General features: G+C 66.9%; 16 protein-coding genes. 11 read left to right on the top strand and 5 right to left on the bottom strand.

The window, feature by feature from the left end:
* The first annotated feature begins 58 nt into the window (after window positions 1–58).
* The 8 genes from A37E_RS0117940 to A37E_RS0117905 all read left to right on the top strand — a co-directional run bounded on the left by A37E_RS0117940 (window position 59) and on the right by A37E_RS0117905 (window position 6,759).
* Window positions 59–691, top strand: a complete 633-nt coding sequence (locus A37E_RS0117940) for a TetR/AcrR family transcriptional regulator (protein WP_029557871.1) — start codon at window positions 59–61, stop codon at window positions 689–691.
* Between the two features lie 83 nt (window positions 692–774).
* Entirely contained in the window at window positions 775–1,182 is a 408-nt protein-coding gene (locus A37E_RS0117935; RefSeq protein WP_024279746.1) for a DUF2852 domain-containing protein, read from the top strand.
* 126 nt (window positions 1,183–1,308) lie between these two features.
* Window positions 1,309–1,818: a tol-pal system-associated acyl-CoA thioesterase gene (gene ybgC / locus A37E_RS0117930; RefSeq protein WP_029557870.1), complete on the top strand. Its 510-nt coding sequence runs from the start codon at window positions 1,309–1,311 to the stop codon at window positions 1,816–1,818.
* Window positions 1,819–2,116: 298 nt separating this feature from the next.
* Window positions 2,117–2,923 carry a protein TolQ gene (gene tolQ, locus A37E_RS0117925; RefSeq protein WP_024279748.1) on the top strand — a complete coding sequence of 269 codons (807 nt, stop codon included), beginning with the start codon at window positions 2,117–2,119 and terminating at the stop codon, window positions 2,921–2,923.
* 3 nt (window positions 2,924–2,926) lie between these two features.
* Entirely contained in the window at window positions 2,927–3,385 is a 459-nt protein-coding gene (gene tolR / locus A37E_RS0117920) for a protein TolR (protein ID WP_029557868.1), read from the top strand.
* Between the two features lie 12 nt (window positions 3,386–3,397).
* Entirely contained in the window at window positions 3,398–4,345 is a 948-nt protein-coding gene (locus A37E_RS0117915) for a hypothetical protein (protein WP_024279750.1), read from the top strand.
* Between the two features lie 181 nt (window positions 4,346–4,526).
* Window positions 4,527–5,819 carry a Tol-Pal system beta propeller repeat protein TolB gene (tolB, locus tag A37E_RS0117910; RefSeq protein ID WP_029557867.1) on the top strand — a complete coding sequence of 431 codons (1,293 nt, stop codon included), beginning with the start codon at window positions 4,527–4,529 and terminating at the stop codon, window positions 5,817–5,819.
* 151 nt (window positions 5,820–5,970) lie between these two features.
* Window positions 5,971–6,759 (top strand): inositol monophosphatase family protein, encoded by a 789-nt coding sequence (locus A37E_RS0117905; protein ID WP_024279752.1) that lies wholly within the window; start codon window positions 5,971–5,973, stop codon window positions 6,757–6,759.
* Between the two features lie 94 nt (window positions 6,760–6,853).
* On the opposite strand, the gene A37E_RS26560 is transcribed toward A37E_RS0117905, so the two are convergent.
* Complete coding sequence (locus tag A37E_RS26560; protein WP_081837660.1) at window positions 6,854–7,174, bottom strand: YciI family protein; 321 nt, start codon at window positions 7,172–7,174, stop codon at window positions 6,854–6,856.
* Window positions 7,175–7,291: 117 nt separating this feature from the next.
* Here A37E_RS26560 and A37E_RS0117900 point away from each other — a divergent pair, with 117 nt between their 5' ends.
* On the top strand, window positions 7,292–7,900 hold the full coding sequence (locus A37E_RS0117900) for a TetR/AcrR family transcriptional regulator (RefSeq protein ID WP_029557866.1): 609 nt from the start codon (window positions 7,292–7,294) through the stop codon (window positions 7,898–7,900).
* Window positions 7,901–7,966: 66 nt separating this feature from the next.
* Here A37E_RS0117900 and mutL read toward each other — a convergent pair whose 3' ends face one another.
* Complete coding sequence (gene mutL / locus A37E_RS0117895; protein ID WP_029557865.1) at window positions 7,967–9,814, bottom strand: DNA mismatch repair endonuclease MutL; 1,848 nt, start codon at window positions 9,812–9,814, stop codon at window positions 7,967–7,969.
* A gap of 198 nt (window positions 9,815–10,012) precedes the next feature.
* Here mutL and map point away from each other — a divergent pair, with 198 nt between their 5' ends.
* Together map and radC are read left to right on the top strand one after the other, a co-directional pair.
* Window positions 10,013–10,840 carry a type I methionyl aminopeptidase gene (gene map, locus A37E_RS0117890; RefSeq protein WP_024279754.1) on the top strand — a complete coding sequence of 276 codons (828 nt, stop codon included), beginning with the start codon at window positions 10,013–10,015 and terminating at the stop codon, window positions 10,838–10,840.
* 9 nt (window positions 10,841–10,849) lie between these two features.
* Window positions 10,850–11,554, top strand: coding sequence for a DNA repair protein RadC (gene radC, locus A37E_RS0117885; RefSeq protein ID WP_024279755.1), 705 nt, complete (start codon window positions 10,850–10,852; stop codon window positions 11,552–11,554).
* A 23-nt stretch (window positions 11,555–11,577) separates the two neighbouring features.
* Here radC and A37E_RS0117880 read toward each other — a convergent pair whose 3' ends face one another.
* The 3 genes from A37E_RS0117880 to A37E_RS0117870 all read right to left on the bottom strand — a co-directional run bounded on the left by A37E_RS0117880 (window position 11,578) and on the right by A37E_RS0117870 (window position 14,425).
* On the bottom strand, window positions 11,578–12,114 hold the full coding sequence (locus tag A37E_RS0117880; RefSeq protein WP_024279756.1) for an adenine phosphoribosyltransferase: 537 nt from the start codon (window positions 12,112–12,114) through the stop codon (window positions 11,578–11,580).
* A 170-nt stretch (window positions 12,115–12,284) separates the two neighbouring features.
* Window positions 12,285–13,130 (bottom strand): cytochrome c1, encoded by an 846-nt coding sequence (locus tag A37E_RS0117875; protein ID WP_029557864.1) that lies wholly within the window; start codon window positions 13,128–13,130, stop codon window positions 12,285–12,287.
* A 20-nt stretch (window positions 13,131–13,150) separates the two neighbouring features.
* A complete protein-coding gene (locus tag A37E_RS0117870; protein WP_029557863.1) occupies window positions 13,151–14,425 on the bottom strand; it encodes a cytochrome b/b6 in 1,275 nt (424 codons plus the stop codon).
* Window positions 14,426–14,457 lie beyond the last annotated feature (32 nt).

The raw sequence follows: 14,457 nt of genomic DNA, 5'->3' as shown, positions 1-14,457 counted from the left end.
GAGGGGCGACTGACGGACGAGTCGACGGCAGCCCGCGCGGAATGTAAAGCACATTGACATGAGCTGGACCCGGAACGGCGAAACGCGCTCCTACCATCATGGCAACCTGCGGGAAGCCCTGATGCAGGCCGCGCTCGACCTCGTGGCCGAGAAAGGTGTCGCCGGCTTCACCTTCGCCGAGGCGGCCCGCCGGGCCGGGGTGAGCCCTGCCGCTCCCTACCGGCATTTCCGCGACCGGGACGAACTGCTCGCAGCCGTTGCCACCGCAGGGTTCGACCGACTGACCGAGACCTTGCAGGCCGCCTGGCAGGGCGGGCGCCCCAAGGCCTCCGTAGCCTTCGAGCGGGTCGGCCGCGCCTACCTCGCCTTCGCCCGCAGCCGGCCGGCGGAATATGTGGCGATGTTTGAATCCGGCCTTTCTCCCGATCGTCACGAAGGTTTGAAGCAGGCGGGGGACAAGGCTTTCGGCGCACTGCGCGAGGCCGCCGAAGTTCTGGTCTCTCACATTCCCGGCCCCGGCCGCCCGCCGGCTCTGATGGTGGCGCTGCACACTTGGTCCCTCGCCCACGGCGTTGCCTCGCTGTTCGGCCGCGCCGATGGCGGACGGCGCAAGCTGCCCATGGACCCGGACGACCTTCTTGAGGCCGGATTCCTCGTCTATCTGAAGGGCCTCGGCGCCCCCTCCGAGTGAGGCGTCGGCAGGCGCCCATTGACAAGGAGCGTCCTGCGACCTATCTATGTAAATGTTATTTACATTAACCGGGAACGACAGCCATGGAGCTCGCTTACAAGCTCGACAGCTACGGTAAACCGGCGTGGATCGCGCTCACGGTACTGGGCTTCATGGCCTGGTGGCCGCTGGGCCTCGCCATCCTCGCCTTCGCCATCGGCAGCGGACGGTTCGGATGCGGCAAGCGCAGCTTCGCCCGCTGGCAGGAACAGGGAGGAGAGACGATGAAGGGCTTCGGATGCTGGACCCGTTCGGCTCCCTCCAGCGGCAATCGCGCCTTCGACGAATATCGCCAGGACACCCTGCGCCGCCTCGAGGAGGAGCAGAAGGAGTTCCGCGACTTCCTTGATCGCCTGCGTCAGGCCAAGGACAAGGCCGAGTTCGACCAGTTCATGGCCGAGCGCCGCCGCCGCGCCGACGAGCCGCAGCCGGACGCTTCCGGCAACGGCTGACCGCCCGGACCGGCAGGACTGTCGGTCAAGAACGTCGGTACGGTCGCCAACGCCCCCCAGGTTCCGTACCGGCCGAACCGCGCCCTTTGTTCACAAGGGGCGCGGTCTCGTTTATGGGAAGGCGCCATGATCGAGCGTCCGACTCCCTCCCCGTCCGACAAGAACCTCCACCTCGCCGGCCGTCTCATTCCCGGCGGCCATGCGCTGGACGTGCGCGTCTATTACGAGGACACGGATTTCTCCGGCATCGTCTATCACGCCAACTATCTGCGCTTCATGGAGCGCGGCCGTTCCGACTACATGCGGCTTCTGGGCGTGGTGCAGGGCGAACTCTTCGCGCAGGCAGCGGAGGAAGCGCCCGGCTTCCATTTCGTCGTCCGCGCCATGCAGATCGACTTCCTGAAGCCCGCGCGCATCGACGACGTGCTCCAGATCGTCACCCTATCCAAAGATGTGGCCGGTGCCTCCATCACCCTGCTTCAGCAGGTGAAGCGCGGCGACGAGTTGCTGGTGTCTGCCACGGTGCGGGTGGCCTTCGTCTCCGAGGGTCGCGCCAAGCGCATCCCTGATTCCCTGCGCCAGGCGACCCTCGCGGATGCCCGTGAGGCGGAGGCGCTCGGCGAAATCCGCCGTTGACGCTTGGGAAGGCACGACTTTCGTTACCGTCACGGCGCTGCGCTAACGCAGCATTAAGCGTGTTCATGCACAGCTTCATCCGGCTGCGGCGCTTTCGCACCGCAGCGCAGACCGGCACGCCCGTCAAAGTTTGGACAGTTTCGCCCGGTCAAAGGGCCGCCAAACTTTGAATGCGACGTCCGGCGCTCGAAACCCGCGCGGCCTCAAGCCGGGGCGGGAGCCGGATGCTCCGGGCGGGCACGCCCCCTCCCGAGCGCAGAAGCGGTCCCTCCTCAAGGAGCGCACCGCGGAGCCGAGGATGATTGATGTGACGAGCCGCACCGGCACCGTTTCCCGCCTGACGCCGGCGATCGCCACGGCGGCGGGCCTCCTCCTTCTTGGCACCCTGCCCGCGCTCGCCCAGGATCCGATCGGCAGCGCCGTGGCGCCGCCCGCCGCGGACTTCTCCTTCCTCGGCCTGTTCCTGCAGGCCCACATCGTCGTCAAGCTGGTGATGATCGGCCTGATCGTGTCCTCGATCTGGGTCTGGGCCATCATCATCAACAAATGGATGCTGTTCTCCCGCAACAAGCGCGAGATGGACCGCTTCGAGCAGGTGTTCTGGTCCGGCCAGAGCCTCGAAGACCTCTACCGCACCCTCGCGGGTCGCTCCAACCACGGCATGGCCGCCATCTTCGTCGCCGCCATGCGCGAGTGGAAGCGCACCTATGAGGGGGGCGCGCGCTCCCTCGCCGGCCTCAACCAGCGGATCGACAAGGTGATGAACGTCACCATCGCCCGCGAGGTGGAGCGGCTGGAGACGGGTCTGCTGGTGCTGGCGACCGTGGGCTCGGCCGGCCCCTTCGTCGGCCTGTTCGGCACGGTCTGGGGCATCATGACCTCGTTCCAGTCCATCGCCGCATCCAAGAACACATCGCTCGCCGTGGTGGCGCCGGGCATTGCGGAGGCGCTGTTCGCGACCGCGATGGGCCTCATTGCCGCCATCCCCGCGACGATTTTCTACAACAAGTTCATTTCCCAGACCGGGCGTCAGGCCCAGCGGCTGGAGGGTTTCGCGGACGAGTTCTCCGCCATCCTCTCGCGCCAGATCGACGAGCGGGGCTGAACCATGGGCATGTCGGGCGGAGGGGCGGCAGGATGGCAGAGCCGGCGCTCGCGCCGGCGCGCCGCCCCGGTCATGGCCGAAATCAACGTGACGCCCATGGTGGACGTCATGCTGGTGCTGCTCATCATCTTCATGGTGGCGGCGCCGCTGCTGACGGTGGGCGTGCCCATCGACCTGCCGCAGACGCAGGCGAGCGCGGTGAACCAGGACAACAAGGAGCCGATCACCCTCTCGGTGCGGCCCAACGGCCAGATCTATCTCGGCGACAGCGAGATCAAGTACGAGGATCTGGTCTCGAAGTTGCAAGCGGTGACGCAGGCGCGCGGCGGTTTCGAGGAGCGCATCTTCGTCCGCGGCGACAAGAACGCCAATTACGGGCAGATCATGCGGGTCATGGGCCGCCTCTCGGGGGCGGGCTTCAAGAAGGTGGCGCTGGTCACCGAGGTCGAGCAGGGAGGCTGAGCCATCAATCCCATGCGCAGCAGCCTCGCGGCATCGACGGCGCTCCATGTGGGCGTTCTCGTCCTGACCCTGGTGAGTTTCTCCGGGGCGAAGCCGCTTGACCCGACGTTGCAGGACATCCCCGTCGACGTCATCACCTCCTCCGAGTACACCAAGCTCACCCGGGGCGCGCTGACGGGCAAAAAGACCGAAAAGCCGAAGCAGGTGGCCGAGAAGGTCGCCGACCCCACTCCCATCGAGGATCCCAAGCTCAAGGCCAGCGAGAAGCCGCCGGTGGAGGCGACCACCCCTCCCCCGCCGCCGCCTCCCCCGCCGCCGCAGAAGGCCGAGCAGCCGACCCAGCAGAAGGCCGAGCCTGCGCCGCCGCCCAAGGAAACGGCGGAAGTCGCGCTGAAGAACGAGCCGAAGAAGCAGGAGCAGCCGCAGGAACAGGCCAAGGCCGAGGCCGCCCCGCCCCTGCCGCCGCGCAAGCCGGCGCCGCCGCGTGAGCAGCCCAAGCCCATCGAGGCCAATGCGCAGTCGCGCGAGTTCAACACCGACCAGATCAAGGAACTGATCGACAAGCGCACCCCCACCCGGCAGGTGGCGAGCGCGGGCGAGATTTCGAACACCTCCTCCATCGGCGCGCCGAGCGGTCAGGCGGCGACCCTGAGCGTGAACGAGATCGACGCCTTCAAGCGCCGCCTGAAGACGTGCTGGGGCACCATGCCGGGCAACCTCACCGCGCCGCCGCCCGTCGACGTGGACATCTTCTTCAACAAGGACGGCACCCTTTCGGCGCAGCCGCGGATCGTTCCCGGACAGGCGAACGCCGGCAACCCGGCCTTCCAGGCGGTGGCGAGCATCGGCATCCGGGCCATCATCCAGTGCCAGCCCTACACGATGTTCCAACCCGAGAAATACGCCTCTTCGTGGAAGACGCTCGGCATCACCCTCAGCGACAAGCTCTTCACCCAATAGCAGGCCGGCGCCCGCGGCGGCACGCGCCGCCGGCCCCTCGGGCGCGGCGTGACCCGAAAGAACGAGGACGAAAATGACGCGGTCCGGACGCCCGGAAGCCTTCCAGCGCCCACACGATGATGGTCACGCCGGCTCGCCGGCGGGCGGGCCCGCGCAGGGCCTTGGCCGTCGCGCCTTCCTGATGACGGGCATGGCCGCCGGCGCCGCGGGGATCCTCCATGGCGGCCTCGGCGCGGCCCAAGCCCAGGCCGCGCGCATCGAGATCACCCCCGGCGCCTTCAAGCCGATCCCCATCGCCATCACCGACCTCCTGGGCGAGCCGGAACTCGGGCGCAACATTTCCGGGGTCATCACCTCGGACCTGCGCCGCTGCGGGCTGTTCGCGCCCATCGATCCGAAGGCGTTCGTCGAGCAGATCACAAATCCCGACACCCCGCGCTTCCAGGACTGGCGTGTTATCAACGCCCAGGCGCTGCTCACCGGCCGTGTGACGCGGCAGGCGGACGGGCGGGTGCAGGTGGTGTTCCGCCTGTGGGACGTGTTCGCCGGCCAGCAACTGGCCGCCCAGCAGTTCGTGGCTCAGCCGGAGAACTGGCGGCGCATCGCCCACATCGTCGCCGACGCCATCTATGAGAAGATGACCGGCGAGAAGGGCTATTTCGACACCCGCATCGTCTTCGTGGACGAGAGCGGGCCGAAGGAGCGCCGCATCAAGCGCCTCGCCATCATGGACCAGGACGGCGCCAATGTGAGCTATCTCACCCGCGGCGACAGCCTGGTGCTGACCCCGCGCTTCTCGCCCACCAGCCAGGAAATCACCTACATGTCCTACGGGCAGGGTGATCCCAAGGTGTTCCTGCTCAACATCGAGACCGGCCAGCGGGAGATCGTCGGCAATTTCCCCGGCATGAGCTTCGCGCCCCGCTTCGCGCCGGACGGCCAGAAGGTCATCATGAGCCTTCAGCAGGGCGGCAACTCGAACATCTTCGTCATGGACCTGCGCTCGCGCGCCACCACCCGCCTGACCGACACGGCGGCCATTGATACCGCCCCCTGCTATTCGCCGGACGGGCGGCAGATCTGCTTCGAGAGCGACCGTGGCGGTACCTCGCAGATCTATGTGATGAATGCGGACGGCTCCGGCGCCAAGCGCATCTCCTTCGGCAATGCCCGCTACTCGACGCCGGTGTGGTCGCCCAAGGGCGACTGGATCGCCTACACCCGGCAGGCGGAAGGCCGCTTCGCCATCGGCGTCATGCGCACCGATGGCTCGGGAGAGCGTGTGCTGACAGAGGGTTATCACAACGAGGGGCCGACCTTCTGCCCCAACGGCCGCGTGCTCATGTTCTTCCGCGATCCGGGCGGCGCCTCCGGCCCCTCCCTCTATACCGTGGACGTGACGGGCTACAACGAGCAGCGCCTGCCGACCCCGAGCTACGGCTCGGACCCGGCCTGGTCTCCGCTGCGGTCCTGAGCTTAGCTGGCTACCTCCCATTTCTGTTGGGGCGCGGCTGAACGCGCCTTGACGGGGGCAGCCAAGGCAGGCAAACGCAGGTTCAATCGCTTTCCCTGCCCGCTGCCCCGGCGCCGGGCGCGCCGGCTTTCGGCCACACGTCAGGTACTTCATGATCCGCTCGCCCCTCATCACCGTCATGGTCCAGGCTGTCCGCAAGGCTGGGCGCACGCTCGCCCGCGATTTCGGCGAGGTGGAGCAGCTTCAGGTCTCCATGAAAGGCCCCGGAGACTTCGTCTCTGCCGCCGACCGCAAGGCCGAGGACACCCTCTTCGCCGAGCTGTCCCGCGCCCGGCCGAACTACGGCTTCCTCATGGAGGAGCGCGGCGCGGTGGAAGGCACCGACCCCGCCAACACGTGGGTGGTGGACCCCCTCGACGGCACCACCAACTTCCTGCACGGCATCCCGATCTTCTCCATCTCGCTGGCGCTGGTGCGCAACGGCGTGCCGGTGGCGGGCGTCGTCTACAATCCGGTGAGCGACGAGCTCTATGTGGCCGAGAGCGGCCAGGGCGCCTATCTCAACGAGCGGCGCATCCGTGTCGCCGCACGGCGCAAGCTCGCCGAATGCGTCGTGTGCTGCGGCGTGCCCCACATGGGCCGCGGCGACCATGCCCAGTTCAACCGCGAGCTTGAACTCGTCCAGCCGCAGGTCTCGGGCATCCGCCGCACCGGCTCCGCCGCCATCGACCTCGCCTGGACCGCCGCCGGACGCTTCGACGCCTTCTGGGAGCGCAACCTCTCGCCCTGGGACATGGCGGCCGGCATCGTCCTCGTGCGCGAGGCGGGCGGCTATGTCTCCGACATGGACGATGGCGAGAAGATGCTGGAGCGCGGCCACATCATGGCCGGCAACGAACTGATCCGCCGCGACCTGCAGAAGCTGCTGAAGAAGGCCTGAGGCGGGCGGGCTGGAAATGATCGCTCCCAAAAAAGAGCTGGCCGCCCACGGGTGCCAGCTCATTGAGGGACCGCCTCACACGGCCTGCCTTTGACTATGCTTGGCTCGCAGAGCCGGTAGCCGCGCTGAACCAATGTTCAGCCCAGCCTTGGCGCTTGACGGGCTGGAATTCCGTGAATGTGAAGGTCGCAAGTTTGGCGACATGAAACGGCTCGCTGTCGAAGAATGCTTCCAGATCAGCCTTTGATTTTGCGCGCGCGAGCAGAAACCCACCTGTCGGTGGTTCTTTAGGCCCAGAACACAAAAACAGTCCGAGTTCGTAGCCTTTCTGAAGGAAGGCACGATGATGCGGTATTGTTTCTCTTATGTCCTCAAAGGGCACGAGATACTTCGCCTCGACAACGAAGTGCTTCATTTGCAACACTCCCCTTGATAGCGACCGAGCAGGTCTGCGACTTGAGCCGATCGCGCCGACCGTTTAATTTTGATACGAACCGGTCGGTCACATTGTCAAGTGTCAAGGAGGCATGCGATGCCCCGTTCTGGTAAACTTGAGGTTCCCGAGCGCAAGGCGCCGCGGGCGCGAGACAAGATTTTCGCGGTCGCGGCGGATCTGTTCTATCGGGAAGGAATCCGCGCTGTCGGCGTTGAAACCATCGTCAAGAAGGCGGGTGTCACCAAGATCAGTCTCTATCGGAGTTTTCCGTCGAAGGACGATCTCGTCGTCGCCTATCTCGAAGACCGAAGCCGGAGCTTCCTTGAGAACTGGGACGAGATGTTTGCCGCCTACCAAGATGACCCGCACGCTCAGCTCCGAGCCATCATGACCTATCTCTCCGACCGAACGACCTCGGAGGGGTACCGCGGCTGTCCCTTCATAAACTTCTGCGCCGAGTTTCCCGATCCTCAACATCCAGGGCGAAGGGTCGCGACAGCAACCAAGGCCGCGCTTCGAGAGCGCTTCCTGAGCATTGCCCAGGCGCTGGAAGTCCCAAGCCCGCAACAGCTCGCCGATGGCCTCCTGCTCTTGGTCGAAGGCGCTTATGCGATGAGCCAGACCTTCGGCGGCAAAAACGGTCCGGGCCAAGCTCTGGCCTTCGCTGCCGACGCGCTCGTCGCGTCTCAACTGCAGCGGGCATGACGCGCACCTCTGATATAAAAGCGCTGTTGCGGACATGTGGACAATCCGCACCACACGAGGGACGTACTACCGCCGCGCGAACAGCTTCTCCACGTCCTTCAATGAGAGCGTGACGAAGGTTGGCCGGCCGTGGTTGCACTCGCCGGCGTTGGGCGTCTGCTCCATCTCCCGCAGCAGGGCGTTCATCTCCTCCACCCTGAGCCGTCGTCCGGCCCGAACAGAGCCGTGGCAGGCCATGGTGGCGGCGACGTGCAGCAGGCGCCGCTCCAGCGGCAGCGCATCGTCCCATTCGGCGGCATGCTCGGCGAGGTCGGTGACGAGGCGGGTCACGTCCGCGTCCTTCAGCAGAGCCGGCACCTCGCGCACCAGCACCGCGCCAGGTCCGAAGGGCTCCAGGACGAGCCCCAGAGCGGCGAGGTCGGACGCCCGCTCGGTGAGTCGATCCGCATCGGCCGGATCGAGATCAACCACGGCCGGGATCAGCAGCCCCTGCCGCGCCACGCCATCCCGCTCCATGGCCGCCTTGAGCTTCTCGTAGACCAGCCGCTCATGGGCCGCGTGCTGGTCGATGAGGACCAGCCCCTCGCGGGTCTGGGCGACGATATAGGTCTCGTGCAGCTGCGCGCGGGCCGCCCCCAGAGGCCGGTCGAGATCGACGGCAGAGACCGGAGCGGCGTCGGCGCGGGCATCGGCCGAAGGCTCGGCGATCTCGAGACGCACCTGCTCCTCGCCCGACCGGAAGGGCTCGGGGCGCGTAGGCGACTGCCGCCAGTCGTAATCGAGCCGTGGCGCCGGGCGGAAGCCGGCGAAGGCGCCGCCGCGCTCCGGCTCCCCAAGGCCCGAAGAGGTGCGGGACGGAAGACTGGGCGTCTGCGCCAACGCCACGAGGCGATCCGCCATGCTGGCGGCGGTGGACGGGATGCGGGCGGCGAGCGCATCGGAAAGCGTGCGCACGATGAGCGCCCGCACATTGCCCCCGTCGCGGAAGCGCACCTCGGTCTTGGCGGGATGGACGTTCACGTCCACGTCGCGGGGATCAAGGGTGAAGAACAGCGCCAGCACGGGATAGCGATCGGACGGCAGAAGGTCCGCATAGGCCGCGCGCACCGCGCCCATCAGCAGCTTGTCGCGCACGGGACGGCCGTTCACGAACAGGTACTGGCTCAACGAATTGGCCTTGGAAAAGGTCGGCAGGCCGGCAAGGCCATCGAGCCGAACGCCTTCCCGGATGCCGGAGACGGCGATGACATTGCGCCCCGCATCGGCGCCCAGCACATCCGCGAGCCGCTGCGCCCGGCCGGCTTCATCGTCCGCTCGCGCGGGAAACGTGACCGGCGCGCGCTCGTCGGTGGCGAGGGTGAAGGCCACGTCCGGGCGGGCGAGCGCCAGACGGCGCACCACGTCCGCCGCGGCCGTGCCCTCCGCGCGGTCGGACTTCAGGAACTTGAGACGCGCGGGCGTCGCGTAGAAGAGATCGCGCACCTCCACCCGCGTTCCGCGCCCGAGCGCCGCCGGCCGGGGCGGCGTCACCACGCCGCCATCCACACGCACCTCGAAGGCATGGGCGGCCTCCGGCGGACGGCTGGCGATGGCAAGGTGCGCCACCGCGCCGATGGAGGGCAGCGCCTCGCCGCGAAAGCCGAGGGTGGCGATGGCGAGCAGGTCCTCGCCGGACAGCTTGGACGTGGCGTGGCGCTCCACGCACAAGGCAAGATCGTCCGGCCCCATGCCCGAGCCGTCGTCGCTCACGCGCACGAGGCGCCGGCCTCCGCCCTGAATCACCACCTCGATGGAGCGCGCGCCGGCGTCCAGCGCGTTCTCCACCAGCTCCTTCACCACGGCAGCCGGCCGCTCCACCACCTCGCCGGCGGCGATGCGGTCGATGAGCACGGGCGGTAGGCGGCGGATGGACATGGCACTCATCGCGATTCGGATGGGGCGATCTTATCGGCTCCCGCCAGCCGCACGAAATCGCCGCAAACCCGCCCAAGGCCGCGCTTCTACGAGGCCGGGATGACGACCAAGCTTGCTTTGACGCCGGCAAGGACTAATTGTGTAGATTGAATTCCGAGATTGAGGACGGCTCCGCGCGTCGTCCGTGAAGGCAGCGTCATGAACTATGTTGAGGCGGCAAACGCGCCGCTGCGCAAGACCGGCCATATCAAGCTCTACGGGCCGGAAGGCTTCGAGGGCATGCGGCGGGCCGGCGCGCTGACCGCCAAGGCGCTCGACGCCGTGGCGGAAATGATCGGGCCGGGGGTGACCACCACCGCCATCGACCAGCTCATCTTTGACTTCGCCATGGACCATGGCGCCTACCCCGCCACGCTGATGTACCGCGGCTACCGCTACTCGGTCTGTACTTCGGTGAACCACGTGGTGTGCCACGGCATGCCAAACGCCCGCCCTCTGCGCGATGGCGACATCGTGAACGTAGATGTCACCCTGGTGCTCGACGGCTGGTATGGCGATTCGAGCCGCATGTTTCCGGTGGGCGCCATTCCGCGCCGGGCGGAGCGGCTGCTGGACGTGACCTATGAGTCGATGATGCGGGGCATCCGCGCCATTCGTCCGGGCGCGCATGTGGGCGACATCGGCGCCGCCATCCAGGAGTTCGTGGAGCCGCAGCACATGAGCGTGGTGCGCGACTTCTGCGGCCACGGCGTTGGGCAGGTGTTCCACGACGAGCCGAATATCGTGCATGTGGGCCGCCGCGGCGAGGGGCCGAAGCTGGTGCCGGGCATGATCTTCACCGTGGAGCCGATGATCAACCTCGGCCGCCCGCATGTGAAGGTGCTGTCCGACGGCTGGACCGCGGTGACGCGGGACCGCTCGCTCTCCGCGCAGTTCGAGCATGCCGTTGGCGTGACGGAAACCGGCGTCGAGATCTTCACCCTGAGCCCCAAGGGCTATCACAAGCCGCCTTACATCACCGCCTGAGGGAGCCGGATGGCCGAAGCGCCGGAAGACGGCCTGAACGAGGCGCCCCACTTTCACGGGCATCGCGACCGGCTTCGCGCGCGCTTCCGCTCGGCCGGGTCGCAGGCGCTGGCCGACTACGAGCTGCTGGAGCTGGTGCTGTTCCGCGCCGTACCGCGGCGAGATGTGAAGCCGCTTGCCAAGGCGCTGGTTGACCGCTTCGGCTCCTTCGCCGAGGTGGTGGCCGCGCCGGTGCAGTTGCTGGCCGAGGTGCCCGGCGTCAAGGACGCCATCATCACCGAGCTGAAGGTGGTGGAGGCGGCCGCCCAGCGCCTCGCCAAGGGGCAGGTGAAGCGGCGGCCGGCGCTGTCGTCCTGGAGCGCGGTGATCGACTATTGCCGCACCGCCATGGCCTATGCCGACCGCGAGCAGGTGCGGGTGCTGTTCCTCGACAAGCGCAACCAGCTGATCGCCGACGAGGTGCTGCAGACGGGTACCGTGGACCACGCGCCGGTCTATCCCCGCGAGGTGGTGAAACGGGCGCTGGAGGTGTCCGCCTCCGCGCTCATCCTCTGCCACAACCACCCCTCGGGCGATCCCACCCCCTCGCGCGCCGACATCGACATGACCCGCCGCATCATCGATGTGGCGAAGCCGCTGGGCATCGAGGTCCACGACCACATCATTGTCGGCAAGGACGGGCACGCGAGCCTGAAGGGCCTGCGGCTGATCTGAAGGCTTCCGGGTCCTCCCCCGGATCAATGGCCCTCGAAGGCCACCAGCGTACGGACCGCCACGCCCATCCCCCGCAGCTTCTCGGAGCCCCCGAGGTCCGGCAGGTCGACGATGAAGCAGGCCGCCTCCACCACGGCGCCGCAGGTCTGAAGGAGCTTCACCGCGCCGGTGGCAGTGCCGCCGGTGGCGATCAGGTCATCCACCAGCAGCACCCTTTGGCCGGGGGTGATGGCGTCCACATGCATCTCGATCTCGTCCTCGCCGTATTCGAGGGCGTAGGCCATGCGCACGGTCTGGTGGGGCAGCTTGCCCTTCTTGCGGATGGGCACGAAGCCGGCGGAAAGCTGATGCGCCACCGCGCCGCCGAGGATGAAGCCCCGCGCCTCGATGCCGGCCACCTTGTCGATCTTCGCGCCGGCCCAGGGCTGCACCAGCTCGTCCACCGCCCGGCGGAAGGCGCGGGCGTCGCCGAGCAGGGTGGTGATGTCGCGAAACAGGATGCCGGGCTTGGGGTAATTCTCGATGGTACGGATGGAGGCGGCGAAATCGGCAGGGGTCATGACAGGCTCCGGTTTGGCGGAGAAGCTAAGGCGGCGGCAGCGCGGGGGAAAGCAGCACAGCGGCCAAAAGCGCCGATGCCGCGCAGTCGTGATCGGCGGGGAGCCCACATGAAAAAGGGCCCCTGACGGGGCCCTTGATCGTTCTGCGGACTTACGGTCAGCGCACCTGATCAGTGCGCCACGTTCGACCAGACCTTCTTCTTGGTGAAGTAGAGCAGGCCGCTGAGCACGATCAGGAAGATCATGACCTGAAACCCGATGCGCTTGCGCTGGTCGAGGTGCGGCTCTGCCACCCACATCATGAAGGCCGCCACATCCTGGGAATACTGGTCGACGGTCTGGGGCGAGCCGTCCGTGTATTCCACCTGGCCGTCGCTGAGGGGCTTCGGCATGGCGATCTGGTGACCGGGGAAATACTCGTTGTAGTTCAGACCCGGCTGCACATGGACACCGGCGGGGGCATCCTCATAGCCAGTGAGCAGAGCGTGGATGTAGTCCACGCCGTGCTCCTGATACTGGATGAAGGCGTCGGTGATGAAGCCGGGGAAGCCGACGTGGTAGGAGCGGGCCTTGGCCAGCACCGAGAAGTCCGGCGGCAGGGCGCCGCCGTTGGCGGCGCGGGCGGCGTTGTCGTTCGGGAACGGCGCCGGCCAGTGATCTGACAGGCGACCCGGACGCTGGAACATGTCGCCGGCGTCGTTGGGGCCGTCGGTGATCTGGTACTCGCCCGCAACCTGCTTGGCCTGCGCTTCAGTGAAGTGCGGGCCGCCTTCCTGGGCGAGGTTGCGGAAGTACAGGTAGTTGGCCGAGTGGCAGGCGGCGCAGACTTCCTTGAACACCTTGAAGCCGCGCTGCAGCTGCGCCGGATCATACATGCCGAAGGGACCCGCGAAGGACCACGACATGCGATGCGGACGCGGCTGGGCGTGCGCATCCTCGGCACGGGCGCCGGAGGCGCCCGCCGTCAGGAGCAGTGCCGCCGCGACGGCACCGAAGAGAGAGCTACGAATGGTCATTGCTGTTCTCTCCGCGCCGATCACTTGGTCTCGGGACCGGCCGCCCCGGCGACCACCACCGCTCCGCCCTTCGACTTCGCGAGCACGGCATCCGCGATGGAGGCCGGCACGGGCTTGGGGCGCTCGAACAGGCCGAGCAGCGGCAGGATGACGAGGAAGTGGATGAAATAGTAGGCCGTCAGGATGCGCGAGACGATGAGCGCGCCGCCCTCGGCGGGCTGGGAGCCCATGTAACCGAGGAGGACCGCCACCACCGCGAACACCCAGAAGAACTGGCGGAACAGCGGACGATACTTCGCCGAGCGCACCTTGGAGGTGTCGAGCCAGGGCAGGAAGGCCAGCACCGCGATCGCCGCGAACATGGCGAGCACGCCGCCGAGCTTGTCCGGGATGGAGCGCAGGATCGCGTAGAACGGCAGGAAGTACCATTCGGGCACGATATGCGCCGGCGTGGCGAGCGGGTTGGCCGGGATGTAGTTGTCCGAGTGGCCGAGATAGTTCGGAATGTAGAAGATGAACCAGGAGAAGAAGATCAGGAACACCACCATCGCGAACGTGTCCTTGATCGTCGCGTAGGGGGTGAAGGGCACCGTATCCTTCGCCACGCTCTTGATGTCCACGCCGTCCGGGTTGTTCTGGCCCACGTGGTGGAGCGCCCAGATGTGGAGGCCGACCACGCCGGCGATCATGAAGGGCAGCAGGTAGTGCAGCGAGAAGAAGCGGTTCAGCGTGGGATCACCCACCGAATAGCCGCCCCACAGCCACTGCACGATGGTGTTGCCGACCCACGGAATGGCCGAGAACAGGTTCGTGATGACGGTGGCGCCCCAGAACGACATCTGGCCCCAGGGGAGCACGTAGCCCATGAAGGCGGTGGCCATCATGAGGAGATAGATGATGACGCCGAGGATCCACAGCACCTCGCGGGGGGCCTTGTAGGACCCGTAGTACATGCCGCGGAAGATGTGGATGTACACCGCGATGAAGAACATCGAGGCGCCGTTGGCGTGGATGTAGCGGATCAGCCAGCCATAGTTCACGTCGCGCATGATGTGCTCGACGCGGGCGAACGAGACCGGGGCATAGGCCACGTAGTGCATGGCCAGAACCACGCCGGAGACGATCTGGCAGACGAGCATGAAGCTCAGGATCGCGCCGAAGGTCCACATGTAATTGAGATTCTTCGGCACCGGATAGGCGATGGCCGAGGAATGGATCAGCCCGACGATCGGCAAGCGGCTCTCGAACCACTGCGCGACCTTCCCCTTGGGCTGGTAGGTGGAATGTCCTTCCATGAGTCCAACCTTTTTGAAAGCGGCGACGATGC

This window comes from Xanthobacter sp. 91 (assembly GCF_000702385.1).
Lineage (GTDB): Bacteria > Pseudomonadota > Alphaproteobacteria > Rhizobiales > Xanthobacteraceae > Xanthobacter > Xanthobacter aminoxidans.
Note: the sequence above shows the minus strand (reverse complement) of the source record. Positions and strands in the feature narration are given on the sequence as shown.

Excerpts from the sequence above, each read along its gene's own strand:
- A37E_RS0117940 (WP_029557871.1), top strand. The coding sequence starts at position 59 with ATGAGCTGGACCCGGAACGGCGAAACGCGCTCCTACCATCATGGCAAC.
- A37E_RS0117935 (WP_024279746.1), top strand. The coding sequence starts at position 775 with ATGGAGCTCGCTTACAAGCTCGACAGCTACGGTAAACCGGCGTGGATC.
- ybgC (WP_029557870.1), top strand. The coding sequence starts at position 1,309 with ATGATCGAGCGTCCGACTCCCTCCCCGTCCGACAAGAACCTCCACCTC.
- tolQ (WP_024279748.1), top strand. The coding sequence starts at position 2,117 with ATGATTGATGTGACGAGCCGCACCGGCACCGTTTCCCGCCTGACGCCG.
- tolR (WP_029557868.1), top strand. The coding sequence starts at position 2,927 with ATGGGCATGTCGGGCGGAGGGGCGGCAGGATGGCAGAGCCGGCGCTCG.
- A37E_RS0117915 (WP_024279750.1), top strand. The coding sequence starts at position 3,398 with ATGCGCAGCAGCCTCGCGGCATCGACGGCGCTCCATGTGGGCGTTCTC.
- tolB (WP_029557867.1), top strand. The coding sequence starts at position 4,527 with ATGACGGGCATGGCCGCCGGCGCCGCGGGGATCCTCCATGGCGGCCTC.
- A37E_RS0117905 (WP_024279752.1), top strand. The coding sequence starts at position 5,971 with ATGATCCGCTCGCCCCTCATCACCGTCATGGTCCAGGCTGTCCGCAAG.
- A37E_RS26560 (WP_081837660.1), bottom strand. The coding sequence starts at position 7,174 with ATGAAGCACTTCGTTGTCGAGGCGAAGTATCTCGTGCCCTTTGAGGAC.
- A37E_RS0117900 (WP_029557866.1), top strand. The coding sequence starts at position 7,292 with ATGCCCCGTTCTGGTAAACTTGAGGTTCCCGAGCGCAAGGCGCCGCGG.
- mutL (WP_029557865.1), bottom strand. The coding sequence starts at position 9,814 with ATGTCCATCCGCCGCCTACCGCCCGTGCTCATCGACCGCATCGCCGCC.
- map (WP_024279754.1), top strand. The coding sequence starts at position 10,013 with ATGAACTATGTTGAGGCGGCAAACGCGCCGCTGCGCAAGACCGGCCAT.
- radC (WP_024279755.1), top strand. The coding sequence starts at position 10,850 with ATGGCCGAAGCGCCGGAAGACGGCCTGAACGAGGCGCCCCACTTTCAC.
- A37E_RS0117880 (WP_024279756.1), bottom strand. The coding sequence starts at position 12,114 with ATGACCCCTGCCGATTTCGCCGCCTCCATCCGTACCATCGAGAATTAC.
- A37E_RS0117875 (WP_029557864.1), bottom strand. The coding sequence starts at position 13,130 with ATGACCATTCGTAGCTCTCTCTTCGGTGCCGTCGCGGCGGCACTGCTC.
- A37E_RS0117870 (WP_029557863.1), bottom strand. The coding sequence starts at position 14,425 with ATGGAAGGACATTCCACCTACCAGCCCAAGGGGAAGGTCGCGCAGTGG.